The following is a 23,512-nucleotide window of genomic DNA, read 5'->3' as shown; positions in this document are numbered from 1 at the left end:
ACCGCCAGTCCCTTCCCTCGTGCTTTCCGGATAAGTCCAGCGATATACACGCGAATAGTGCTTACCAATGATCGAAGCGACCACCTGAGCACCGCCGAGAAATTCAATGACTGAAGTTGCGGGTTCCATTTTCATGCGCGATATTTGCGATAATCGCCAATTCATGTCAAACGATATTTGCGATTATCTCTATAGCAATGTTTGCGGAATGCGCAAAAATGCGCGCATGTCCGACACACGACAAGAATTGCGCGATTGGCTTGGCGATCAACTAACCAAGATGGGCCACGGCTCTAAGAAGAAGCTAGCAGAAGCGCTCGGCATCAGCTCCGAAGCTGTGTCCCGCATTTTAAATTCCAAACCCGGCAAAGAAGCCCGCGACGTGAAAGCCCACGAACTTGTGAAGATGAGTGAGTTTTTCGGAATGTCCGCCCCCGGCTTAGAACCGAAGCAATATGACGCGCCGGAATTTGAGAATGAGCTTAAACTCAGCAACGACAAAATGGTCGAAACCTACGTGGCCGGTACTGTGGAAGCTGGATCGTTCCGGGAGGTAGACGAACTAGACCAGTCGGAGCCAGAGATTGTCGCGGTTCCTGCCGATCGGCAATTTCCGAGAGCCAGGATTCTCGTTTTCAACGTGGCAGGCGACTCGATGAACGATCTTAAACCTCGTCCGATACTCGACGGAGACCGCGCCATATGTGTCGCTTACGAGGATGTAGCCCATTCGGTTCCGTTGCGCGATGGCATGGTGGTTGTAGTCCAACGCACACGCGACGGCGGGCATACGCGAGAATGGTCTGTCAAGCAGATCGAGATTTATGACGACAGGGTTGAATTCCATCCGAGATCTAAGAACGCCCGCTATAAACCGATAGTTGTCAGAAAAGATGCGCATGCTGACGAAGGCGTCGAAGTTGAGATTATCGGATTAATGCGGCGCATAATGAACGATTTTCCATTGTTCTAGATCACCTGCCCGCCGGTCACATCAATAATCCTCCCAATCGCACTTTCACAGTCTACGCAACTGAACGCGAAGCGTGTCAGCACGACGCTCTCAAGCAGTTCCTGTACATCAGACGGCGCGTCATCCACACACGGGACGAGTATTTCTCGCTCGCTGTCCCGTGCGCAGTTTGAGCATCGAATCAAGAGTGCGAACGATCGTTGGGCATGATTGAACGACAAGTCCATAGTTTTGTTCTCCTTGTGTTCACATTGATTCCCAACTTTGGGTTGAGAGTCCAGAGTGATTCGCACGAAAGGTTAATTTTCTTAACTTTTCAATGATTTGCGATTATCTCAATTTTTTGGTTTGACTTATATTTGCGATTAGCGCAATTATCCGGCGTTCCCCTTAACTGGCCGCGTCGGGGAGACCCCAAACCGGCGCGGTCCTTTTTCCGGGAATCTCAACGGAAAAGGATGACCGATGATTCAGTTTGTAAAGCGCCAGAACAAGCCAACCTCGCCCGGACATTGCCGGATTCAGTGGGTTGACCGCCTCGAATTCAAAATGCGCGAAATGGCATTCGCTGGCGAGAACGTTACCCCCGAAACCTTGATGCAGCACGGCTTCAACGCAGCTGTTATCGAGCGCTACGGCGAAGCTGCCGCCAGCATGGCCCGCCGCCGCTCAGTAAAGGTCATCGGTCATGTGGATGCTTAACCGCCTCGACAGCGACACATGCCAGTTTGTTTGCGGTTACATTGCGATAATCGCGCTCGCACTCGCAGGCTATTCGGTGTGCCAGCTATGAACCCATCCTCGCGCACGCCGGACCCCATCATCTTTAGAAATACCGGCGCGTTTTCCGCGCTCGGTTCAGCACAGCGATTTTTAACCGCTCGCGGATGGTCATTCGGCAGCGCGAGCGGCAAGCATCCCATTGGCGTGATGTACGGAAACGTACTCATCGCCAAATGGAAGAACCTGACAGATCGCGAGCGGGATCAGTGTCACGGCATCATTACCGGCGATCTCCGTAACGGCCCCATCACAATCAGTTTTCGTGCCCATGCGCCCGTCGAGGGCTTGCGTGCAGTTTCACGGGAGATAGCCTGACATGCATAGAACTAATCGCGTTTTTCTCGGCGAACTTGAGCCTATAAAGATTTCGTTCACTCGCTTTGCCGACGCGTGGTCAAGCGTCATCCTGCTTGCTGCCATTGGCTTAATGGGCTGCCTTTTCATCGCCGCCATGCTGCGAGGCATCGCAAATGGCTGACAAAACCAAAATCGAATGGACCGACGCCACGTGGAACCCGATCACGGGATGCAGTGTCGTTTCTCCGGGCTGCACCAATTGCTACGCCATGAAGCTGGCAGGCACCCGCCTCAGCAACCACGAAAGCCGCAAGGGCTTGACCCGCGACACGAAGGCCGGACCTGTCTGGACCGGCGAAGTCCGTTTCAACGAGCAGTGGCTTGATCAGCCGTTGCGCTGGAGCAAGCCGCGCATGATTTTCGTCTGCGCCCATGCCGATCTTTTTGCGGAAGGCGTCCAAGACGAGTGGATCGACAAGATTTTCGCCGTTATGGCGCTATCGCCCCAACATACATTTCAGGTCCTGACGAAGCGTCCCGAACGTATGCGGGACTATATCGAGCCCGCCTTCCAGCGGATAGTTTTGGAAATGATGTCGCTTGTTGATCAAGGCTGGCCGACCGTGAATGAAGCCTGCGAATTACATGGCATCCCGTGGACTCAACCTCGATCCGCTCACGATTGGTATCCACTTCGTAATGTATGGCTTGGCGTCTCCGTCGAGGATCAAAAGCGGGCCGAAGAACGCATTCCGTTGCTGCTCAGCACTCCCGCTGCTGTTCGCTGGATCAGCGCGGAGCCGCTGCTTGGCCCGATTGATTTAAAGAATATCGACATTGATGGCGATAGCTCTATGGACACTGTAAATGCCCGCCTTTGGCGCGATGAATGGGAGTTTTCTTGGAAAGGTGCCTCCGAAAACGTCGATGAGGAATTAGAATCGTTTCTCGACTGGTACGGTGTCAGCAGCATCCCCGATGGGTACATGCATCCAACACTCGACTGGGTTGTCGTAGGCGGCGAAAGCGGCGATGGCGCACGCCCGATGCATCCCGACTGGGCGCGAGATTTGCGGGATCAGTGTGCCGAATCTGGAGTGGCATTCCACTTCAAGCAGTGGGGCGCATGGACCCCCGGCGAAAACGTGCCGTCATCAATTCGTGGCCGCAGACCGTCTGCCCACTGGTGGAACGACAGCTGGATGATTGGCTCAACCAATATGGGCGATCCAGAGGACGGTTGGGACGATGAACCCGATGTCTACCAGATCGGCAAGAAAGCCGCAGGCCGGGCACTCGACGGCGTTACCCACGATGCATTTCCCGAGGTGAAATTATGACGGACGAGCGGAAACTGTTTGATGAGTCGGACCCCTTCGATGCAATCGCACATGCCACAAAGAGTGAAACAGCGGACGCTTTTCTAAGGGCGCTCAAACACGCCAACACCATTCATACCGATAATCAACTGAGGTGCGAAGCTCTTATCACTGGCCTGTTGGTCGGTGCTTGCGGATGTGCGGCCTCACTTACGGATGTTGAGAAACACGGGGAGATTCGAGCCGCCCTTATAGCCATGATCCCTGATTGTTTCGACCAAGCACGAGAAATCGCTGGCCTTGACCCGTTGGGGCCAAACCAATGATTCCAGCCACTCACCAAACGCAATGATCGGAGCTTCACTATGAAGAATCGCCTTCTCGACCTTAACAATCACCTGTTCAGCCAGATGGAACGCCTTACCGAAGAATCGCTTTCTGCCGAACAGATCGAAATGGAAGTGAAGCGCGCTGACGCCATTGTCGCGGTAAGCGAACAGATAATCGAAAATTCCTCTTTGTCGCTCAAGGCGGCACATTTGATCGCCAATCATGGTGACAGGTTCAAAACCATGCTTCCCACAATTTTTCGCCAGCCCGACACGATCGAGGGCCAGGCCGAGCGCCCTGCCATTGGAAATGACAAATGAAGGGAGCTCGAATTCCCTATAGCGCCAAGGAAATGGCATGGCTTGAGGCGAACTATATGATGGTCATAAGCGACTATCATCAAGCCTTCGTATTGCAATTCGATCGGCATGATGTCTTGCCGGTGCATTTGAATGACTTACGCAAACGAAAGGGCTGGAAGGTCGGACGCGACGGCAGTCGCTATCGCGGCAGGCGCAGAAAGTTCACTTCGGAAGAAATCTCATGGCTTCGGGATAACTGCACATTGCCGATCCGTGATTATCGACGAGAATTCTGCACCAAGTTCAGTCGAAAAGATATTTCTGCGCAAAGTCTCCATGCTCTCCGCAAGCGCGAAGGCTGGAAAACTGGGCGCACCGGCCAATACGTAAAAGGGGCCGAACCCCTTAACAAGGGCAAGAGGTGCGCGCCCGGTACCGGCGGTCGCCATCCCAACGCGCAGCGTACCCAGTTCAAAAAGGGCAACTCGCCGCACAACACTAAATTTCTTGGACATGAGCGCGTTTCAAAAGATGGCTACGTCGAAATCAGTGTCAATGAGACAAACCCTCATACGGGCTATGGGCGTAGGCACGTCCTGAAACACCGCTACCTTTGGGAACAGAAGAACGGACCGCTGGCAGACGATCAATGTCTTAAGTGCCTGGACGGGAACCGCCTCAATACAGACCCGTCGAACTGGGAAGCCATTCCCCGCGCCGTCCTCCCCCTTCTCAGCGCCCGGTTTGGCATGGGCTTCGACTACGCCTCTCCTGAAGTCAAACCGACCATTATGGCAGTGGCAAAGCTTAAGCACACCGTCAAAAAAGTGAAATCCAAGGCTGGTGCATTATGACGAACGTCACGTGGTCGGGCGATCAATCCGCAGAAAACGCCACCCTTAAAGCCGAGAACGCGAAGCTTCGCCAAGCAGCTCGTGACCGCGTCAAAACGTTTGCGGCCGAGCGCAAGAAACTTGAAAGCCGGTTTGATCTGGTAACGCATCTTTACCGCCAGTCCGCATTCTCGCAACGGGCATTCGGCCCCGGTCCGCGCACGCTTGGCAATCTTGACCATATCCGAAAGGAGCTTGTGGAAATTGAGCGCGATCCCGATGACCTGAAAGAGTGGGTCGATGTGATGCTGCTCGCCTTTGACGGCGCTTTGCGCCGAGGCTTTTCACCAGAAGAAATCGTTGCCACGCTGGACAAAGTTTTGAAACGCAATGAAGGGCGCACGTGGCCCGATTGGCGCACGATGTCGCCCGACCGCGCTATCGAACATGACCGCACCAAAGATGAGGTGCGGTCATGACGAAGCCCGTCCGCATGCGACTTTCCCGCGCTCGCGGTTTCAATCTGCAAGAGCAATCCAAGAAGCTGAATGGCCTTGAGGCTGTTCACGTGGCGCGGCCAGGTCCATGGGGAAACCCATTTATCGTTGGCAAAGATGGCGACCGCGAACATTGCGTGGATCTATACAAGGCGCTTCTCGCCGGTTTGCTAGCCCTTGCCAAGTCACCACACATCGACGCTCTGCATGCAAGCCGTAAATATGTCGACGACCACCTGCACGAATTGCGCGGCAAAAACCTCGCATGTTGGTGCGCGATCGACGGCAAGCCCTGCCACGCAGATGTTCTCCTAAGCATAGCAAACCGCCCGACATGTGAAGAGGTATCAGCATGACAACCCCTCGCCTTTACCTCGATCTTGATGGTGTGATGGCCGACTTCAATCACCACTTTCCGGCGACGTTCAATCTTGATCATCGGAATTTGGCGTCCAAGGAGATTTGGGCAAAGATAAATTCTCACCCGACATATTTCCTCGACATGCCGCCATGCCTTGGCGCGCTCGATTTCTTTCAGTCCATCGAACGGCTCAAGCCGATAGTTCTCACCGCCTGTTCAAAGGACAATTTCGAGAACGTCGCGCGCCAGAAGCGGCAATGGGTTCAGAAGCATTTGTCACCCACGGTGACTGTACTGCCGGTCCACGGCAGTCGCTTCAAGCCAATGTTCATGCATGCCCCCGGCGACATCTTAATCGATGACTACGAAAGCAATATCGCCGGATGGAATGCCGAGGGCGGCATTGGAATCCATCACACCGATTTTCCGTCAACTGAAGCTGCCCTTGTCGAGGCTCTGCAAAACTGGAGTGTGCGCCGATGAACGACGCGATCACAGCAAACGATAATACACTTTGGGCAGTCAGCATTCACGGTCCTGACGATCTAATAGCGGCAGAAAATTACTCGACCGCAATCTACGTCGCCAACCGCTTCAACGCGTTCTGGCAGTCGCGGGTTAAGATAGACCATCATCCTTATGATCCCCGCATGTGGGCCGTCCCTATTGAATGGCCGCATGACCGATCATCCCATGCCGATGAGCTCGCCAACCCATCTACAGAGTACGCATGGTTTCAGAAGCCACTAGAGGAAACTCATGCCGCCCAAGACGTACTGGCAGAACGGTTGCGCCAGATCAGCCAAGAAGGCTGGACGCCAGAGCATGACGACAAGCATAGCGCCGGTGAGCTTAGCACCGCAGCGGCTTGTTATCTTTGTCCGGACTTGAGACACAACGTTATATCAAGCGATGGCGTCGCCTTTTTAGACCCATGGCCATGGTGGAACGGATCGTACCGATACCCACATGAAAAAGCTTTTTACAAGCCAACTACCCGCCGCCGCGATCTGGTTAAAGCCGCCGCTCTAATTATTGCCGATATCGAGCGCATAGACCGAATCGAAACAGAGCTTTGCCCGGTATGCGCCAAGCCATTCGACAACGGCGATCTTTGCGCCACTGATATCGAAATGGGGACATGCCACGCAGCATGTTTGGATGGTTCACCAACCGTCAATCTCGATAGCGGCGAGCCGTCTGAAGGTCCGATCGCCACCTTTAGGTATGACGACGGTGAGGTTCCAGAATGATAGCTTTCAAAAAGTATGTCGCTGAAAATGGCCTCAATGGGTTCCGAGTCTGGGCGGGTTCGAATTGTCTAGGGACAATCTTCTATTTCCCGGATGGCCCCATGACGTGGAAGGGTGTAGCGCCGGACGGCACCCGTTTCAGCGCACCGTCGAAACCGAAAATTACCCAAAGATTGCGGATTCACGCCACCGCTGCAAAATCGGAGGTAGAACGATGCGGCTGACGTACCTGAAGGAAGGAAAGGGCCTGCACGCCGCTGTTCAGTTCAGCGCCGAACGTTCATTCAAAACCGTGGCGCTTTTCAAGACGGAGCGTGACGCGCGGCGATTTATTGATGCGGGAAACCGTTCCCTCGACACAGCGGACGAGCGCCAGACACGCGCCGCCCTGAAATCGGAGGCTGGCAAATGAGCAAGTTAACGGAGAGCGACTTTCCAGCGGCATTCAACGGACAGCTCAGGCCCGCTATTTCAAAAATCAAATGTCCTAAGTGCCGTTCAAAGGATTTGGAAATAACGGAGACGATGGAGGCATTCACCAGTTTTCGCGTCGTCAATGGCCGTCTCAATCGAGAGGATGGAATTCATAATTTTGGCGGCTGGATTGGTGTCCGTGCCCTTTGCGATAAATGCGATCACAATTGGAGGCCACGCAAGGCCTTTATGATTGACGACGTTGTTATTGAACTTGATCCAGAAACGTTTGAGGTCCAGCCATGACCGATATTCGCTTCAGCGTTGAACCTCGACTTATCCCCCCAGCCAAAGCAGCCAGGCGCTTGCATCTAACTTTGCAAGAGTTTGAGCAAAAGCTCCGGGCGCTGGAGCAAATCGGCTTTCCAGAACCGTGCCCCGTGACGGGATTTTACGACATCGCTGCGATTGATGCATGGCTGGATCGGCGTGCCGGGTTGGGGATTGGCAAAGGTCTGGCGAAAGCAGTAGCTTTGGACGCCAGAGACGTTGCCGCGCAAAGGATAGCATCACTTGGGTAGCATTAAACTGAAGCATTACGTTGTTCGAAAGGGAAAACACGGATACTGGCTTCCCACAGCGAAGATGCGTGCGCTTGGGTTCCAGATAGTATCTTGCGGCCATGACGGCCCCGAGGCATGGCGAATTGCCGCCGAATGGGAAGAACGCTATCAGCGGACGCGCAAAGGTCTGGAAGCGCCGCTGTTGAAGGTTTACCCGCGCAATAGTGTTGGTGATGCCTTTGACCGATATCGTCGCACAAAAGAATGGCAATCCCGCGCGCCGCGAACCCGCGAAGACTGGGAGCGTGGCTGGAAGTATATTGACCCAATCTTCGGCGACGTTGCTCCAGAAACTGTCACCATGGAGTTGATGGACAAGTGGTACCATCAAATATTGGACAAAAAGGGCGCAGGAGAGGCTGGACGCGCGATGAAGACGTGGCGGTCCCTTTACACCGTAATGGCAGCGATGAAGCTCTGTACGCCCCTGCAAGACCCATCTCTAATGATTCAGAAGAGAGGCGTTCCCGGCAGAACCGAGATTTGGTCGGAAGGCGAAGCTGTAAGATTGGTCAAAGGCGCATGGCGCGCTGGCTATAAAGGGCTGGCCTGCATCATCGCTGTTGCGTGGGACACCAGCTTTTCGCCGGTAGATTGCCGCACCCTGACGCCAGCCCACGCGGTCACTGCTGGCGACGACTGGGGTTTTCTAACGGTGCGAGGAAAGACGGATGAAACCGCATTCGGAATAATGTCGCCACGAACACGCAGGCTCTTCGAGACTTACATTCGTGGCCTCGATTTCGATCTACTCGATGACGCACCAATATTCCGGACGCGTGGAGCTGCGCCCGGACCGAAGGGCGGCAGACGGCACAACCCAGTTCGATACACGAAAGATAGTCTGATCGACGACTTTGCCGATATCCGCCGTCTGGTTTTTGGCAAGGGAGAAATGAGACGCTTATCCGACATGCGGCGCACTGGCGCGGTTGAAGCCGTATCAGGCGGCGGCACAGTCGAATCAATTGCGGCCAAGATGGGAAACAGCATCGACGAGAATAAAACGCTGCAAAAAACTTACATGCCGGTCAATCTTGCGGCAGTGCGAGCAGCCGATGCATCCCGCATAATCGGGCGGCGCGCGATCGCCTCAGAACAGAACGTAATCAAAAAGTTGAAACTTTCCAGAAATGGAAGTTGAAACTGCGGGGCCCGCCACTTTTCCAGTAGTCAAACAATATTTGATTTGTCTAAGGGAAAAGTGGCGCGAGTGACGGGGCTCGAACCCGCGACCTCCGGCGTGACAGGCCGGCACTCTAACCAACTGAGCTACACCCGCGCACTTTCGTACCGAACAATTTGTCCGGCGTGAGCGGTCGTTTAAGGGGTTCGCGGGAGAGTGTCAAGCGCAAGTAGCCATGAAAAATGCGATTGTGAAAAACTCTTCAAACAATTCATAAAAGTGCTACATCCCCTCTTGCCAATGTCGTTCGAAACGCCTAAACGCTCCGGAACACACCCTGTGAGGGGCGATTAGCTCAGTTGGTAGAGCGCTTCGTTTACACCGAAGATGTCGGGAGTTCGAGTCTCTCATCGCCCACCATTCCTTTCCAAGATAAGAAATGTTGCACACGGCCTACCGGCCTGATCGCATGTGTGTTCTGGCAGTATTCTGCCTTCTTGAAGCAATCATCTACCGGACAGTGCCCTTTAACCGGCAATGCGCATCGCTGTAGCGCGCTGGTCGGGTATTTTGTGTTGCGATCCACCAGAATCATATCACTTCCACCCCTATGACCATCTTTAACGGAATGCGAAGCAAGACCGTCAGCAAGCATCAAGCTTAGAGACGGGCTAGGGGGAATCAAAATGGCCGGATAATCGCTTACCCGGCCATTTTTGAACGTGTCAGATGCTAATGGGCGATCTGCGCAGCGGCGTCATCTTCGACAGCCGGAGTTGGAACATGAGCGGGTTCAGTCCACTCGATAGGTTCCGGCTGGCGAATCAAGGCGTGTTTGAGAACTTCATTGGCATGTGAGACAGGTATGATCTCAAGGCCATTCTTCACATTATCCGGAATCTCTGCCAGATCCTTGGCATTCTCCTCCGGAATCAGAACCGTCTTGATACCACCACGCAGAGCAGCCAACAGTTTCTCTTTCAGCCCACCGATAGGCAGCACCCTGCCCCGCAAGGTAATCTCACCAGTCATAGCGATATCTTTGCGAACCGGAATACCGGTCAATATCGACACAATGGCAGTCACCATCGCAATACCGGCCGATGGTCCATCCTTAGGCGTAGCACCTTCCGGCACATGCACGTGGATATCGCGGCGATCGAATAATGGTGGCTCAACTCCAAAATCAATGGCGCGCGAACGGACATAGGATGCCGCCGCCGAAATTGATTCCTTCATCACATCACGAAGATTACCTGTAACGGTCATGCGGCCCTTGCCGGGCATCATGACACCTTCAATGGTCAGCAATTCGCCGCCCACCTCAGTCCAGGCAAGCCCAGTAACGACACCAACCTGATCTTCACCGTCGATCTGGCCGAAGCGGAACTTCTCGACACCAAGATAATCATCAATGTTGGCTGCCGTCACCTTCACCGATTTCTTCTTGGACTTCAGAATTTCCGTAACCGCCTTACGAGCAAGCTTCATCAACTCGCGCTCAAGACTACGTACACCGGCTTCCCGCGTATAGCTGCGGATAATGGCGCGGATAGCATCCTCAGAGACCGAGAACTCCTTAGGCTGCAACGCATGATCCCGAATTGCCTTGGGCAACAGGTGCCGTTTGGCGATTTCCAGCTTCTCATCTTCGGTGTAGCCGGCAATACGAATGATTTCCATACGATCCATCAAAGGACCCGGAATGTTCAACGTATTGGCGGTCGTCACAAACATCACGTTCGAGAGATCATATTCGACCTCAAGATAGTGATCCATGAAGGTTGAGTTCTGTTCCGGATCGAGCACCTCGAGCAATGCGGAAGACGGATCGCCGCGGAAATCCTGCCCCATCTTGTCGATTTCGTCGAGCAAGAACAGCGGGTTTGACTTCTTCGCCTTCTTCATCGACTGAATGACCTTGCCGGGCATAGAGCCGATATAAGTGCGGCGATGGCCGCGGATTTCGGCCTCGTCACGCACGCCGCCCAGTGACATACGGACATATTCGCGTCCAGTTGCCTTGGCGATCGAACGAGCCAGTGACGTCTTGCCGACGCCGGGAGGACCAACGAGGCAGAGGATAGGGCCCTTGATCTTGGTCGAACGTGCCTGCACCGCCAAATACTCGACAATTCGGTCCTTGACCTTGTCCAAACCATAATGTTCGGCATCCAGCACTTCATCGGCAAGGTTGAGATCGTTCTTGACCTTCGACTTTTTGCCCCACGGAATGGACAGCAACCAGTCGAGATAGTTGCGAACAACCGTCGCCTCAGCGGACATCGGGCTCATCTGACGCAGCTTCTTGAGCTCGGCATTGGCCTTTTCACGGGCCTCTTTCGAAAGCTTCGTCTTTTTGATGCGATCTTCCAGTTCAGCGGCCTCGTCACGGCCATCTTCGCCGTCACCGAGTTCCTTCTGAATGGCCTTCATCTGCTCGTTCAGATAGTATTCGCGCTGGGTCTTTTCCATCTGGCGCTTAACGCGCGAGCGGATACGCTTTTCCACCTGAAGAACCGAAATTTCGGATTCCATGAACGACATCGCCTTTTCCAGCCGTGCACGCACGGACAGAATGGACAGCATATCCTGCTTCTCAGGAATCTTGATTGCCAGATGCGATGCAACGGTATCCGCCAGCTTCGAGTAGTCCTCGATCTGACCCGCAGCACCAACAACTTCAGGCGAAATCTTCTTATTGAGCTTTACGTAATTCTCAAAATCCGACACCACCGAACGGGCAAGCGCCTCGACCTCAACCGGATCTTCCTCCGGTTCAGCCAGCGTTGTTGCATTGGCTTCGTGATAGTCGGTACGATCGTTGAAACTCGTAATTTCAGCGCGCGCAATGCCTTCGACAAGTACTTTCACCGTTCCGTCTGGCAATTTCAGCAATTGCAAGACATTAGCGATTGTGCCAACCGTGTAGATTGCATCGGCTTGGGGATCGTCATCCGCCGCGTTTTTTTGTGTGGCAAGCAGTATCTGCTTGTCGACGCCCATCACTTCCTCAAGGGCGCGAATTGACTTTTCGCGTCCAACGAAGAGCGGGACGATCATGTGAGGGAAGACAACGATATCGCGCAACGGCAAAACGGCATAAAGCCCGTTCTCGCCACCCGCCGGAGTCTTCTTGCTTGCAACCGTCATTTCAATGTCCTTTCTCAGACCATTCGGTCAGATCACCGCGTCCGGGCACCCTTTTGGTTGCATGAGTTTCCGAAAATGGATGGGAGAAAACTCCAATCCCGGAGCCATGCTAGAGCGGCGTACTACCAGTTATGCGGCTTACCTATTACTTGGAGTGGCAACCCTCCTGTTTCAAGTCACCGGGCTCCAAGCGTCTTCACAGAATCGTAATCTATCCTGCGCTCCGGATGGGTGGAGCGCAATCTTTTGCGACGCCGTACACAGCTTTGAAAACAGAAAAGCTCCGCACAACGCGGAGCTCCTCGTTATTTTGCGCTATTTCCGAAGGATTACGCGGAAACATTGCCTTTTTCTTCCTTGCGTTCAGCATAGATATAGAGCGGACGTGAATTGCCCTCTACCACATCGCCCGAGATGACGACTTCCTGAACGCCATCCAACGTCGGCAGTTCGTACATCGTATCAAGCAGGATTTTCTCCATGATCGAGCGCAAGCCACGAGCACCGGTCTTGCGGGCGATCGCGCGCTTTGCAATTGCCTTCAATGCATCCTCATGGAAGGTCAGCTCGACATTCTCCATGTCGAACAGACGCTGATATTGCTTTACCAAGGCGTTCTTTGGTTCGGACAAAATCTGCACCAGAGCGACCTCGTCGAGATCCTCCAACGTTGCGATAACAGGCAGACGACCAACAAATTCGGGGATAAGACCAAATTTCAGCAGATCTTCCGGCTCAAGTTCGCGGAAGATTGCGCCAACACGGCGATCATCCGGTGCCTTGACTGCCGCGCTGAAGCCAATCGACGTCTTTTCACCACGAGCGGAAATGATCTTGTCGAGCCCGGCAAATGCACCACCACAGATGAAGAGGATGTTCGTCGTATCCACCTGCAGGAACTCCTGCTGGGGATGTTTGCGACCACCCTGCGGCGGCACGGAAGCGACAGTGCCTTCCATGATCTTCAACAAAGCTTGTTGAACACCCTCACCCGATACGTCGCGCGTGATCGAAGGATTGTCCGACTTGCGGCTGATCTTGTCGACTTCATCGATGTAAACAATACCGCGCTGCGCCCGTTCGACATTGTAGTCGGCGGACTGAAGCAGCTTCAGGATAATGTTCTCAACATCTTCACCGACATAGCCGGCTTCTGTCAGCGTCGTCGCGTCTGCCATCGTAAACGGCACATCAATGATGCGGGCGAGCGATTGCGCCAGATAGGTTTTGCCGCAACCAGTTGGACCAACCAAAAGAATGTTGGACTTCGCCAATTCGACTTCATTGTTTTTCGATGCGTGGGCCAACCGCTTGTAGTGGTTATGGACCGCGACAGATAGAACACGCTTGGCATGGTTCTGGCCAATGACATAATCATCCAGAACAGCCATGATTTCCTGCGGCGTCGGGACGCCTTCACGAGATTTCACCATCGAGGATTTGTTTTCCTCGCGGATGATGTCCATGCACAATTCGACGCATTCATCACAGATGAAAACAGTCGGGCCCGCAATCAACTTGCGAACTTCGTGCTGGCTCTTCCCGCAAAACGAGCAATAAAGCGTATTCTTTGAATCGCCGCCGCCGTTGCTGACTTTGCTCATTGCAGTTTCCTTTCAGTATCGGCCCCTCCTCTTGCGGGGGCCGCCACTTCCCTTAGTTGGAAGTGATTCGATCAATTATTGGTAGAATAAGCTCTGCAAACTCACCAATAACTTAACGTAGCGTCTGCTCGTCTCTATGCAAGCCGCTTATGTGGCAGAAAGTCCCCACATGGGTCAAAAAAAGTTCATTTTCGACCCATGCAGGCAATTTAGCCGGTTACTTTGCGTCGCCTTCGACCGCAGCACGCGATTCAAACATCTTGTCGACCAATCCGAAATCAAGTGATTCCTGTGCCGTCATAAAGTGATCACGGTCCAGAGTACGCTCGATTGTCTCGTAATCCTGGCCTGTATGTTTAACATAAATCTCGTTGAGGCGGCGCTTCATCTTGATGATATCCTGCGCGTGACGCTCAATATCGGAAGCCTGCCCCTGGAAGCCGCCCGATGGCTGATGAAGCATGATGCGGGCATTTGGGAGGACGAAACGCATATCTTTTTCGCCAGCAGTCAGCAGCAGCGAACCCATGGAGGCGGCCTGACCGAAACAAAGGGTTGATACGGCAGGACGAATGAACTGCATCGTATCGTAAATCGCCATGCCCGATGTTACCACACCGCCAGGCGAGTTGATGTACAGGTTAATTTCTTTCTTCGGATTTTCCGACTCAAGGAACAGCAACTGCGCGCAGATCAGCGTCGCCATTCCATCTTCGATTGGTCCGGTAATGAAAATAATGCGTTCTTTCAGCAGGCGCGAAAATATATCATAGGCCCGCTCGCCCCGATTGGTCTGCTCGACGACCATTGGAACAAGATTCATAGCTGTTTCGATTGGATCTCTCATCGGTGGGCCTCAGCTTTTAAGAGAATATGAGGCTGGAAGCGCCTCAGATTCGTGGAACAATGATTCGTTACATAGGGTGTTGGCACCCGTTTCCGCAAGATGTTCGCGTCAGGATGCCGGTTCAATATGAAGGTGAATGGCCCGAGATTAATAAGTCTCTGCCCTCAGCCAACGCTTTAATAGCGGAACATCACCGTTTTCGACGGTTCGTGCGACACGGCGGCCAACGGCAGCGCCAAATTTATACCCATGGCCCGAACAGGCCGAGACGATGATGCATTTACCCATTTCTGTCGCAAAAAAACGTTCATCGGAGGTGAAAGTATAAGCGCAAGTCACAACATTCGTGACGCGATATTCGTTGATGCGCTTTAAAGGTGGAGCGAAAAGATCGCGGATGGTTTCGCCTTCCCCCTCGACCGGGACGCGATCAAGATCGGCACTGGGTGTTTTGCGCTTGTGGAGGCCGGAACCAAACTTCAAACCACCGCCACCGCTAGGCGGGAGAATATAGCCGTCTGTACGCCCACCCACATCAAGAACCACAGGTGACGCATCCCATGCGGCCTTCAAATCTGCCGGTGGATCGAGATAAACAACGGCAGTGCGATAGGTTGTCAAATCTTTAGTGATGTCCGGAAAAAGCTTTGTAACCCAAGCGCCGGCAGTCACGACGACCTTGTCCGCCGTCAACTTTGTGCCATCAGCAATGGTAACCGAACCATTTTCAGTATCGACGGCAATAACTTGGGTATTTTCAAGGACTTCTGCACCATTTTCGCGCAGCCAGCGCAGCATATCGGTCGCAATTTTCTTACAATGCAAAGCACCACCTTCCGGCGAGAAGAACGCATATCGAAAGCTACCTTCTTCAAGGTATGGATAGCGCTTTAGGGCTTCAACAGAATCATAAATTTCAAGGGGATAGCCACCATTCTCGAGGCCTTCCCGATATTCGTCCGCTTCGTCTCCAGCCTCGCGCGATACAGCGATAAAACCACGCGAATCCAGATGAACAGCACCAATGTCCGCCCAAAGCTCCCCCCATGCCTCATAAGCTTCGGAGATAGCATTGGCATATCCGCCCGCAGCACCGTAGGCGCGTCTTATGATACGGTGATGATCGCCTGAAGCTGCCAGTGGATTGGGAATGGCTCCCTGTTCGATAAGCGTGACGGAATGCCCCGCCTTCGTCAAAGACCAAGCCGAAGACAGGCCGCCAATACCAGCCCCAACAATAATGATTTTCATGATAAGACTCTGTTTTTACTGACCTTCTGCGAGGCTAACGAACATGTCATCATTCGTCAAAGTCTTATCACATATTCTTTTCTTGTGGTTTTGATCACTTCCCATGTTCCGCGAAAACCCGGGCGCAACACGAAACTGTCACCGGCCTGGATATGATGCTCGTCCCCACCATCCTCGGTAATAATCGAGCGGCCCGAAAGGATGTGGCAATACTCCCATTCATCATAAGCAATGCGCCATTTACCGGGCGTTGCTTCCCAGATTCCGGCATAGATGCCGCCATCAGATTCGTCACAGTTCCAAGTCCGGAATTGCGGGTCTCCGGCAATAATGCGGTCTGGATTGGGTGCTCCATGTTCCGGATCAATATCGCCAAAGTCTATTTTCACTAGGTTTGTCATAGGCTTACACTTTCGCCAAGGCCTGATCGAGGTCAGCAATAATATCGGTGACGTTCTCAATGCCAATAGACAGGCGCACAACATCAGGGCCCGCACCGGCAGCAATCTTCTGCCCATCACCTAACTGACGGTGGGTGGTTGAAGCCGGATGAATAACCAGTGACTTGGTATCGCCGATATTTGCCAGATGGGAAAAAAGCTCAAGGTTTTCAACGAGCTTCACACCAGCATCGTAGCCGCCCTTCAGACCGAATGTAAAAACAGCACCACCGCCGTGAGGGGAGTATTTCTTCTGAAGCGCATTATAGGGATCGTCCGGGAGACCAGCATAGCTGACCCAGCTGACTTTCGCGTGAGATTTCAACCACTTCGCAACTTCGAGCGTATTGTCCACATGACGCTGCATACGCAGCGGCAAGGTCTCGATACCGGTGGCAATCAGGAATGCATTGAAGGGCGAAAGAGCCGGGCCAAGATCGCGAAGACCAAGAACGCGCGCTGCAATGGCAAAGGCAAAATTGCCAAAAGTTTCGTGGAGAACAATGCCGTTATATTCCGAACGAGGCTCGGAAAGCAGCGGGTAATTACCGGATTTCGACCAGTCAAACGTGCCGCCATCGACAATGATCCCGCCCATGGAATTGCCATGGCCGCCCAGAAACTTCGTAGCAGAATGTATAACAATATCAGCACCATGCTCGATTGGCCGGATGAGATAGGGTGATGCCAAAGTGTTATCCACAATGAGCGGAATTCCATGCCTATGGGCAATTTCCGCAATGGCAGAGATATCAGAAATGATACCGCCGGGGTTGGCAATGCTCTCGATGAAAATGGCTCTGGTGCTTTCATCGATCTGCGCTTCAAAAGCCGTGGGATCAGTGCCGTCAGCCCAGCGAACACGCCAGTCAAAAGATTTGAACGACTGGCCGAATTGATTGATCGAACCGCCATACAGCTTGTTGGAAGCGACAAAATTATCGCCAGGCTGCATCAACGTATGAAACACTAGAAGCTGTGCAGCATGACCCGATGCAACCGCCAATGCGGCCGTACCACCTTCAAGCGCTGCAACACGTTCTTCCAGTACGGCATTGGTTGGATTGGTAATTCTCGTATAAATGTTGCCGAAAGCCTTGAGACCAAAAAGAGAAGCCGCATGGTCGGCATCGTCGAAGACGAACGCGGTCGTCTGGTAGATTGGAGTTGCCCGCGCCCCGGTCGCCGGGTCTGGCTGTGCTCCGGCGTGAACTGCCAATGTTTCAATTCCGGGTGCACGATTTGCCATATTCCAATTCCTCCAAAGCAAGTGATGGAGGCAAGCTAGGGGATAGTCGAGCCCCCGCCAAGGAAAGATTTTTCAATCGGCAAAGTTTACCAGACTCAACCGGCCACAACTAAATTGCATCTCCAGATTTCAAATTTTGAGCAATTTTCGGCAGTTTTTGGGTAAGATTGCTGTGCTTTGCAGGAAATTGGTGTGGTTTCGTTGAAATGCGGACCGAATATCGATGAATTTGATTCAAGCCTCGGCTTACTTCAGACGGTTCAATCCGAAACTCTGAAAGCCTTTTCCAAGAATTGGCTTTTTGGAAGAAAGAACCCGCGAGTTCACTCCGCTCCATCCGATTTCGCCACAAAGACGCGCATATTCAATTTTCGGGCAGCGGTTCATGACCACCTGAATTCCCGCCGCCTCCGCTTTTCGCGCAGCCTCGTCATTGCGTACCGTAAGTTGTGTCCAGATGACTTTCGGCAAAGGGTTGAGCGCCAGAACTTCATCGACAATGGCAGGGACAGCATCGGAAGCGCGAAACACATCGACCATATCAATGGGCTCCGGAATATCCGCCAAACGTGCATAAGTCAGTTGCCCGAGAATGTTTTTCCCGGCTTGTCCCGGATTGACGGGGATAACCTGATAGCCTTTTGCAAGGAGATATTTCATCACAAAGAAACTCGGCCTCACCTCATTGGCCGAAGCGCCAACCATGGCGATAATTTTAACAGACGAGAGAATGCCGCGAATATAATCGTCGGAGTAGTGGTCGTGATCCATGCCGCTCACTCGCCCGTCCATTCAGGTTTGCGTTTTTCCATAAAGGCACCGATGCCCTCTTCGGCATCCCGGGCCAGCATATTTTCAACCATAACCTGCGCCGTGTAATCATAGGCGCTGGCAAGGTCCATTTCTGCCTGATTGTAGAATGCTTCCTTGCCGATTTTCAGTACCAAAGGTGATTTGGCTGCAATGGCTTGAGCATATTTCCTGACAATCTGATTCAGATACTCCTGTGGCACAACCCGGTTTACCAGTCCAAACTCGCGCGCAGTTGAAGCATCAATGGTTTCGCCGGTCAGCAGCATTTCCATAGCCTGTTTGCGCGATACATTGCGCGACAGCGCGACCATCGGCGTCGAGCAAAAAAGACCGATATTTACGCCCGGCGTACAGAAGGTGGATTTGTCTGAACAAACTGCCAGATCGCAAGAGGCAACCAGTTGACATCCGGCGGCGGTTGCAAGCCCGTCAACGCCAGCAATCACAGGTTTTGGATGGCTGACGATAGCCTGCATCAATTCCGCGCATAAGCGCATGGTTTGTTCGAAAAAGGCACGGCCACGATCTTCGTCGGAGCGATGGCTCGACAATTCCTTGAGGTCGTGGCCTGCCGAAAACAATTTCAGCGATGAATCGATAATGATAACGCGAACTGCCTTGTCTTCTCTTGCCGATCGAAGGTGTTCCAATAGCAATTGCATCATCGCAATCGACAAAGCGTTGGCCGGAGCGTTTTGCAATGTCAGACGCAATATGCCGTCCAACAGCTCATGACCGACAATAGGGCTAACCTGCCCTTCCTTGCGGATGGCGTGAACTTCTCCCATGGCATTCCTCGTACTTATGTGGCCTCGTTGCTTATTGCTGCCGTACCCACTGATTATAGAATGGCTTCAATGAGCGCAAATGACGCTCTACAATTACGATGTTGTCCAGCGACGGTCTGGCATTTTGAATCTGGGCCAGACCGCTTTTCAAGCCGTTGATTGCTTCTGCTTTTTGCTCGGGCGAGAGAGCAACCATTGTGGGAACCGAAGCGATAGCTTTTTCCACTTCCTGTTGGGGTTGTGGATGGGTGGCCCAATGATAGGTGACCATGATCGTGTTGTTTGTATCGAGCCAATCGGCATAGCTGGCAAAGCCGAATTCCCGCGCCTTCGCGTCAAGTATAGCGGTCCGGACGGATGCTTCATCGTCCTCATCAAGTTCGCGCTGTGCGGCGGCGACTGGCGCATAGCCATAAAGGAAACGCGTCACGATCTCTTCATTCAAAGCCACGGCCCGATCCGGCATTTGGTAGCGTTCTATAACAGGCGCCAAGGGCGGCGCGGGCCGCGTGGCGAAAAAACCCGCATACCCAACGGTGAGCAAAACAGAGGTGACAACTATTCCTGGCGGTTTCATAAAACGGCCCCATCCTTGTAAAGACCAAGCAGCGTCAATAGTAACAGTCTAAGTGTAAACAAAACAGCAAGGGAACAGCGATAATGGCTGCATTAATGAGCGCAAAAGCCCTGACAGCGTTTCTTGAAGAGGAGTTTCCGCAGGTTAACGCAGACGGCATTGCTTACACTGTTGTTGATGCCGGCGCTGGCTATGCTGTGATGCGTCTGGAGCCGACTGTGAAACATTTGCGCCCCGGAGGCACGGTGTCAGGGCCAACCCTGTTCGCATTGGCGGACATTACCGCCTATATGGCCATTCTTGCTCAAATCGGCCCTGTCGCGCTGGCTGTTACAACCAATCTGAACATCAATTTCCTGCGCAAGCCTGAAATTGGTCCCCTGGAGGCAAGGGCTACGCTTTTAAAACTTGGCAAGCGTCTTGCCGTGGTGGACATTGCCATTACCAGCGGGGCCAGCAGCGAACTGGTTGCCCATGCAACAGCAACCTATTCCATCCCGCCAAGAAGCTGATATTCGCCGCAAAGCAGATTGCATTTCTTCTCTGCGTGCTTCGACAAGCTCAGCATGAGTGGGGGTAATGATTGCATTACCTCCACGCAACGGAATAACACCTCCATGCGATCAATCCACGTCCCTCATGCTGAGCTTGTCGAAGCGCGCAAAGCGTTCATGCCAACGTATAAGCGTCAGGCATTGCCGATCAAAATGCCTGTCGCCAGCACCAATCCGCCACCAAGCACAACCTGTATGGCAGCGCGGAAGAAGGGCGTTTCCATATATTTGTGCTGGATGAATGCAATCGCCCAAAGCTCGACGAAAACTACCAGCGCAGCAATTGTTGTTGCGGTCCAAAAATTGGTGATCAGATAAGGTAAGGCGTGGCCGAGCCCGCCGATTGTTGTCATCAGACCATTGGCAAGGCCGCGCTTGAGCGGTGACCCGCGTCCGGACAGCTTGCCATCATCATGCGCAGCCTCGGTAAAGCCCATGGAAATACCCGCACCAAGCGATGCGGACAGGCCGACGAGAAAAGTTTGCCAAGTGTCCTGCGTTGCAAAGGCGGCTGCGAAAATTGGCGCGAGCGTGGAAACGGAACCATCCATAAGACCCGCCAGACCAGGCTGGATATAGGTCAACAGAAACTGGCGGCGCTCCGTCTGCTTCTCTTCCTGCTGCACATCGTACGGCGTATGTTGCACACCAAGGCGATGCGCCAACGATTCATGGACTTTTTCGGCGACGGCCAGATCACCAAGCAGCTTGCGGGTTGAAGCATCGCTAACGAGTTTTACCGACTCCATATAGAAGCGATAGGCCTGCTCCTCCATTTTTTCCGCCATCTCACGGACCTTATCGATTCCGAGTGGGCGCAGGAGCCAGTCAGGTTTACGCTCGATATAGCCCCGCACATGTTCGCGGCGGATCAAAGGAATGCGGTTGCCGAACCGCTGAACATGAAGATCAATCAGCGCCTGGCGATGGCTGTTCTCCTCCTCCGCCATGTCTTCAAACACCTTGGCGCTTTGCGGAAAATCCTCCCGCAAACCATCCGCATAGGCGAGATAGATGCGCGCATCATCCTCTTCGGAGGAAATGGCGAGGGCTAAAATCTGCTGTTCCGACAAGGAAGCACGGTCGTAACGGCGGTGACCAAAAAAACGGCTGAACATGGGATATTCCTAAATTAGAATAATTCTAAACTAGAGCGTTTGATCAAAAATTTCAAGGTAAGAGTTGGGTAGCCGTACAACCGCAGTGTGCCGATTAACTTGACCACAATCATCAATAAAATTGATAAACACTGTTGAAAAGGCCCGATAGACACGGTGCAGGCGCGGGAGTATGTTGCGCACCATTCAATTACCAGTGCCGGATTTCTTCATGACACTTACAGGTTTTATCGCCTATTCGGGCGCACTCGCTATTGCCGCAGCCATTCCTGGACCGGGTGTAACTGCCCTTGTCGCCCGCGCGCTGGGCTCTGGCTTCCGCTCTTCCCTGTTCATGTCCATCGGGCTTGTCCTTGGTGATCTTACCTATCTTACCGCGGTCGTACTCGGCCTTGCAGTTGTGGCGCAAACGTTCGGTACGTTGTTTCTGATTATAAAATGGGCTGGTGTTGCCTACCTCACCTATCTGGCCTGGAAGCTGTGGACGACTGGCATTTCGACCGAGAGAATCGAAGCGAGTAAAAGCCGCAGCGGCAATATTTCAGCTATTCTAGCTGGACTGACGCTGACACTAGGCAATCCAAAAACCATGCTTTTCTACATCGCGCTGACACCGACGCTGGTTGATCTGAAATCCATTACTCTGGCTGACTATTCCATTCTCGCTGTCTTAACAGTGATTGTGCTGATGATTGTACTCGTGCCCTATCTTGCGCTGGCCGCCAAGGCACGCGGTCTGCTCGCCTCTCCCCGCGCTCTCAAGCGTCTTAACCGTACAGCCGCCGCTTTTATGGCTGGCGCGGCATTGGCTATCGCTGGTCGCGCTGGCTGACTTGGATTCATATTCTAACAGGAATGGATTATTAGTTTAATTTTCCATTCCTCCCCGCCTTTGTGCACGTACCCGACTATGAATTTTCTGCCAAGAGCCATAAGATCGCGGCCAGAACAATTTCAATTCGGGAGAATATCATGAGCAGCGACACGCTACGCAAGCCGGGCCGTGGCCGTATCTACAACTCTATTGTCGATACTATTGGCGACACGCCGCTTGTGCGTCTCGACAAGTTCGCCAAGGAAAACGGCGTCGTTGCAAATCTTCTGGCTAAGCTTGAATTTTTCAATCCGATTTCCAGCGTCAAGGATCGTATCGGTGTTGCGCTGATCCAATCATTGGAAGATCAGGGCAAAGCTGTGCCGGGAAAGACGGTTTTTGTGGAACCGACATCCGGCAATACAGGCATTGCACTCGCCTTTGCCGCCGCAGCAAAGGGCTATCGCCTTATCCTTACCATGCCGGAAACCATGTCCGTCGAGCGCCGCAAGATGCTCAAGCTGCTTGGCGCCGAATTGGTGCTAACAGAAGGCGCAAAGGGCATGAAGGGCGCTATCGCCAAAGCCAATGAACTCGTTGAAACCACGCCGGGCGCAATCATTCCCGGCCAGTTCGACAATCCGGCCAATCCTGAAATTCATCGCAAGACGACAGCCGAGGAAATCTGGAACGATACGGACGGTGCGGTCGATATTCTCATTTCCGGCATCGGCACGGGCGGCACGATCACCGGCGTCGGTCAGGTGCTGAAGCAGCGTAAACCAAGTGTGCAGATCATTGCAGTCGAACCCAGAGATTCGCCCGTGCTTTCAGGCGGCAATCCCGGACCGCACAAGATTCAAGGAATCGGCGCCGGTTTTGCGCCGAGCGTGCTCGACACCCATATCTACGATGAGGTGGTCCAGGTTTCCAATGAGGATTCCTTTGCCAATGCAAGACTGGTCGCGCGTATTGAAGGCGTACCCGTTGGCATTTCCTCAGGCGCGGCGCTGACAGCAGCGATCGAGGTTGGCAAGCGCCCGGAAAACAAGGGCAAGAATATCGTTGTGATCATCCCCTCCTTTGCCGAACGCTATCTTTCAACAGCGCTATTTGACGGGCTGGATGGCTCATGAAAACCACCAATCGCTCCCTTCAAGGGAGAGATTGGCGAACTTTAGGGGTGCCGCTTT

28 protein-coding genes and 2 tRNA genes are annotated in these 23,512 nt (G+C 53.1%); 19 read left to right on the top strand and 11 right to left on the bottom strand.

The genetic code is table 11. From position 1 onward, the window contains the following. Window positions 1–106: 106 nt before the first annotated feature. The 15 genes from AC6CHM_RS01400 to AC6CHM_RS01330 all read left to right on the top strand — a co-directional run bounded on the left by AC6CHM_RS01400 (window position 107) and on the right by AC6CHM_RS01330 (window position 9,129). Window positions 107–973 carry a LexA family protein gene (locus AC6CHM_RS01400; protein WP_498171698.1) on the top strand — a complete coding sequence of 289 codons (867 nt, stop codon included), beginning with the start codon at window positions 107–109 and terminating at the stop codon, window positions 971–973. Window positions 974–1,438: 465 nt separating this feature from the next. Next, window positions 1,439–1,675: a hypothetical protein gene (locus AC6CHM_RS01395; RefSeq protein WP_498171697.1), complete on the top strand. Its 237-nt coding sequence runs from the start codon at window positions 1,439–1,441 to the stop codon at window positions 1,673–1,675. An 87-nt stretch (window positions 1,676–1,762) separates the two neighbouring features. After that, window positions 1,763–2,071 (top strand): hypothetical protein, encoded by a 309-nt coding sequence (locus AC6CHM_RS01390; RefSeq protein WP_498171695.1) that lies wholly within the window; start codon window positions 1,763–1,765, stop codon window positions 2,069–2,071. A 1-nt stretch (window position 2,072) separates the two neighbouring features. After that, window positions 2,073–2,234, top strand: a complete 162-nt coding sequence (locus AC6CHM_RS01385; protein WP_498171694.1) for a hypothetical protein — start codon at window positions 2,073–2,075, stop codon at window positions 2,232–2,234. Continuing rightward, window positions 2,227–3,393 (top strand): DUF5131 family protein, encoded by a 1,167-nt coding sequence (locus AC6CHM_RS01380; protein WP_498171693.1) that lies wholly within the window; start codon window positions 2,227–2,229, stop codon window positions 3,391–3,393. Before AC6CHM_RS01385 ends, AC6CHM_RS01380 begins: the two co-directional genes overlap by 8 nt. A gap of 344 nt (window positions 3,394–3,737) precedes the next feature. Further along, window positions 3,738–4,022, top strand: a complete 285-nt coding sequence (locus AC6CHM_RS01375; RefSeq protein ID WP_498171691.1) for a hypothetical protein — start codon at window positions 3,738–3,740, stop codon at window positions 4,020–4,022. Window positions 4,023–4,078: 56 nt separating this feature from the next. Further along, window positions 4,079–4,858, top strand: coding sequence for an HNH endonuclease family protein (locus AC6CHM_RS01370; protein ID WP_498171689.1), 780 nt, complete (start codon window positions 4,079–4,081; stop codon window positions 4,856–4,858). After that, the gene (locus AC6CHM_RS01365) at window positions 4,855–5,316 is read left to right on the top strand and encodes a dATP/dGTP pyrophosphohydrolase domain-containing protein (RefSeq protein ID WP_498171688.1); all 462 of its coding nucleotides are present in this window, start codon (window positions 4,855–4,857) and stop codon (window positions 5,314–5,316) included. The genes AC6CHM_RS01370 and AC6CHM_RS01365 overlap by 4 nt, the downstream gene beginning before the upstream one ends. After that, window positions 5,313–5,690, top strand: a complete 378-nt coding sequence (locus AC6CHM_RS01360) for a DUF4326 domain-containing protein (RefSeq protein ID WP_498171686.1) — start codon at window positions 5,313–5,315, stop codon at window positions 5,688–5,690. The genes AC6CHM_RS01365 and AC6CHM_RS01360 overlap by 4 nt, the downstream gene beginning before the upstream one ends. Next, window positions 5,687–6,178: a 5' nucleotidase, NT5C type gene (locus AC6CHM_RS01355; RefSeq protein ID WP_498171685.1), complete on the top strand. Its 492-nt coding sequence runs from the start codon at window positions 5,687–5,689 to the stop codon at window positions 6,176–6,178. The genes AC6CHM_RS01360 and AC6CHM_RS01355 overlap by 4 nt, the downstream gene beginning before the upstream one ends. After that, window positions 6,175–6,948 (top strand): hypothetical protein, encoded by a 774-nt coding sequence (locus AC6CHM_RS01350; protein ID WP_498171684.1) that lies wholly within the window; start codon window positions 6,175–6,177, stop codon window positions 6,946–6,948. Before AC6CHM_RS01355 ends, AC6CHM_RS01350 begins: the two co-directional genes overlap by 4 nt. A 214-nt stretch (window positions 6,949–7,162) precedes the next feature. Continuing rightward, complete coding sequence (locus AC6CHM_RS01345) at window positions 7,163–7,360, top strand: hypothetical protein (RefSeq protein WP_498171682.1); 198 nt, start codon at window positions 7,163–7,165, stop codon at window positions 7,358–7,360. Then, window positions 7,357–7,668, top strand: coding sequence for a hypothetical protein (locus tag AC6CHM_RS01340; protein ID WP_498171681.1), 312 nt, complete (start codon window positions 7,357–7,359; stop codon window positions 7,666–7,668). Before AC6CHM_RS01345 ends, AC6CHM_RS01340 begins: the two co-directional genes overlap by 4 nt. Next, window positions 7,665–7,943 carry a hypothetical protein gene (locus tag AC6CHM_RS01335; RefSeq protein WP_498171680.1) on the top strand — a complete coding sequence of 93 codons (279 nt, stop codon included), beginning with the start codon at window positions 7,665–7,667 and terminating at the stop codon, window positions 7,941–7,943. The genes AC6CHM_RS01340 and AC6CHM_RS01335 overlap by 4 nt, the downstream gene beginning before the upstream one ends. Next, on the top strand, window positions 7,936–9,129 hold the full coding sequence (locus tag AC6CHM_RS01330) for a hypothetical protein (protein ID WP_498171678.1): 1,194 nt from the start codon (window positions 7,936–7,938) through the stop codon (window positions 9,127–9,129). The genes AC6CHM_RS01335 and AC6CHM_RS01330 overlap by 8 nt, the downstream gene beginning before the upstream one ends. A gap of 61 nt (window positions 9,130–9,190) precedes the next feature. On the opposite strand, the gene AC6CHM_RS01325 is transcribed toward AC6CHM_RS01330, so the two are convergent. Next, window positions 9,191–9,267 (bottom strand) — tRNA-Asp (locus tag AC6CHM_RS01325). Between the two features lie 188 nt (window positions 9,268–9,455). Here AC6CHM_RS01325 and AC6CHM_RS01320 point away from each other — a divergent pair. Beyond that, window positions 9,456–9,531, top strand: a tRNA-Val gene (locus AC6CHM_RS01320). A 312-nt stretch (window positions 9,532–9,843) separates the two neighbouring features. Here AC6CHM_RS01320 and lon read toward each other — a convergent pair. The 9 genes from lon to AC6CHM_RS01275 all read right to left on the bottom strand — a co-directional run bounded on the left by lon (window position 9,844) and on the right by AC6CHM_RS01275 (window position 19,833). Next, window positions 9,844–12,264 carry an endopeptidase La gene (gene lon / locus AC6CHM_RS01315; protein WP_115051683.1) on the bottom strand — a complete coding sequence of 807 codons (2,421 nt, stop codon included), beginning with the start codon at window positions 12,262–12,264 and terminating at the stop codon, window positions 9,844–9,846. A 329-nt stretch (window positions 12,265–12,593) separates the two neighbouring features. Beyond that, complete coding sequence (clpX, locus tag AC6CHM_RS01310) at window positions 12,594–13,868, bottom strand: ATP-dependent Clp protease ATP-binding subunit ClpX (RefSeq protein ID WP_008120789.1); 1,275 nt, start codon at window positions 13,866–13,868, stop codon at window positions 12,594–12,596. Window positions 13,869–14,085: 217 nt separating this feature from the next. Next, window positions 14,086–14,715 (bottom strand): ATP-dependent Clp protease proteolytic subunit, encoded by a 630-nt coding sequence (locus AC6CHM_RS01305; RefSeq protein WP_115051684.1) that lies wholly within the window; start codon window positions 14,713–14,715, stop codon window positions 14,086–14,088. A 147-nt stretch (window positions 14,716–14,862) separates the two neighbouring features. Then, the gene (locus tag AC6CHM_RS01300; RefSeq protein ID WP_336441867.1) at window positions 14,863–15,966 is read right to left on the bottom strand and encodes an NAD(P)/FAD-dependent oxidoreductase; all 1,104 of its coding nucleotides are present in this window, start codon (window positions 15,964–15,966) and stop codon (window positions 14,863–14,865) included. Between the two features lie 56 nt (window positions 15,967–16,022). After that, entirely contained in the window at window positions 16,023–16,367 is a 345-nt protein-coding gene (locus tag AC6CHM_RS01295; RefSeq protein WP_498171676.1) for a cupin domain-containing protein, read from the bottom strand. 4 nt (window positions 16,368–16,371) lie between these two features. Further along, window positions 16,372–17,655 carry an O-acetylhomoserine aminocarboxypropyltransferase gene (locus AC6CHM_RS01290; RefSeq protein ID WP_498171675.1) on the bottom strand — a complete coding sequence of 428 codons (1,284 nt, stop codon included), beginning with the start codon at window positions 17,653–17,655 and terminating at the stop codon, window positions 16,372–16,374. A gap of 246 nt (window positions 17,656–17,901) precedes the next feature. Beyond that, complete coding sequence (locus AC6CHM_RS01285) at window positions 17,902–18,426, bottom strand: CoA-binding protein (protein WP_498172628.1); 525 nt, start codon at window positions 18,424–18,426, stop codon at window positions 17,902–17,904. Between the two features lie 5 nt (window positions 18,427–18,431). Next, window positions 18,432–19,256, bottom strand: a complete 825-nt coding sequence (locus AC6CHM_RS01280) for an enoyl-CoA hydratase (protein WP_498171673.1) — start codon at window positions 19,254–19,256, stop codon at window positions 18,432–18,434. Between the two features lie 31 nt (window positions 19,257–19,287). Beyond that, window positions 19,288–19,833, bottom strand: a complete 546-nt coding sequence (locus AC6CHM_RS01275; protein WP_115051690.1) for a hypothetical protein — start codon at window positions 19,831–19,833, stop codon at window positions 19,288–19,290. A gap of 83 nt (window positions 19,834–19,916) precedes the next feature. On the opposite strand from AC6CHM_RS01275, the gene AC6CHM_RS01270 reads away from it, so the two are divergent. Beyond that, entirely contained in the window at window positions 19,917–20,345 is a 429-nt protein-coding gene (locus tag AC6CHM_RS01270) for a PaaI family thioesterase (protein ID WP_115051691.1), read from the top strand. A gap of 176 nt (window positions 20,346–20,521) precedes the next feature. On the opposite strand, the gene mbfA is transcribed toward AC6CHM_RS01270, so the two are convergent. Further along, on the bottom strand, window positions 20,522–21,505 hold the full coding sequence (gene mbfA, locus AC6CHM_RS01265) for an iron exporter MbfA (RefSeq protein ID WP_498171671.1): 984 nt from the start codon (window positions 21,503–21,505) through the stop codon (window positions 20,522–20,524). A gap of 211 nt (window positions 21,506–21,716) precedes the next feature. Between mbfA and AC6CHM_RS01260 the strand changes: the two genes are divergently transcribed. Continuing rightward, window positions 21,717–22,337: a LysE family translocator gene (locus AC6CHM_RS01260; protein ID WP_115052179.1), complete on the top strand. Its 621-nt coding sequence runs from the start codon at window positions 21,717–21,719 to the stop codon at window positions 22,335–22,337. A gap of 140 nt (window positions 22,338–22,477) precedes the next feature. Next, on the top strand, window positions 22,478–23,455 hold the full coding sequence (gene cysK / locus AC6CHM_RS01255; protein WP_115051693.1) for a cysteine synthase A: 978 nt from the start codon (window positions 22,478–22,480) through the stop codon (window positions 23,453–23,455). Window positions 23,456–23,512 lie beyond the last annotated feature (57 nt).

Source organism: Phyllobacterium sp. GQ127, assembly GCF_059758635.1.
Note: the sequence above shows the minus strand (reverse complement) of the source record. Positions and strands in the feature narration are given on the sequence as shown.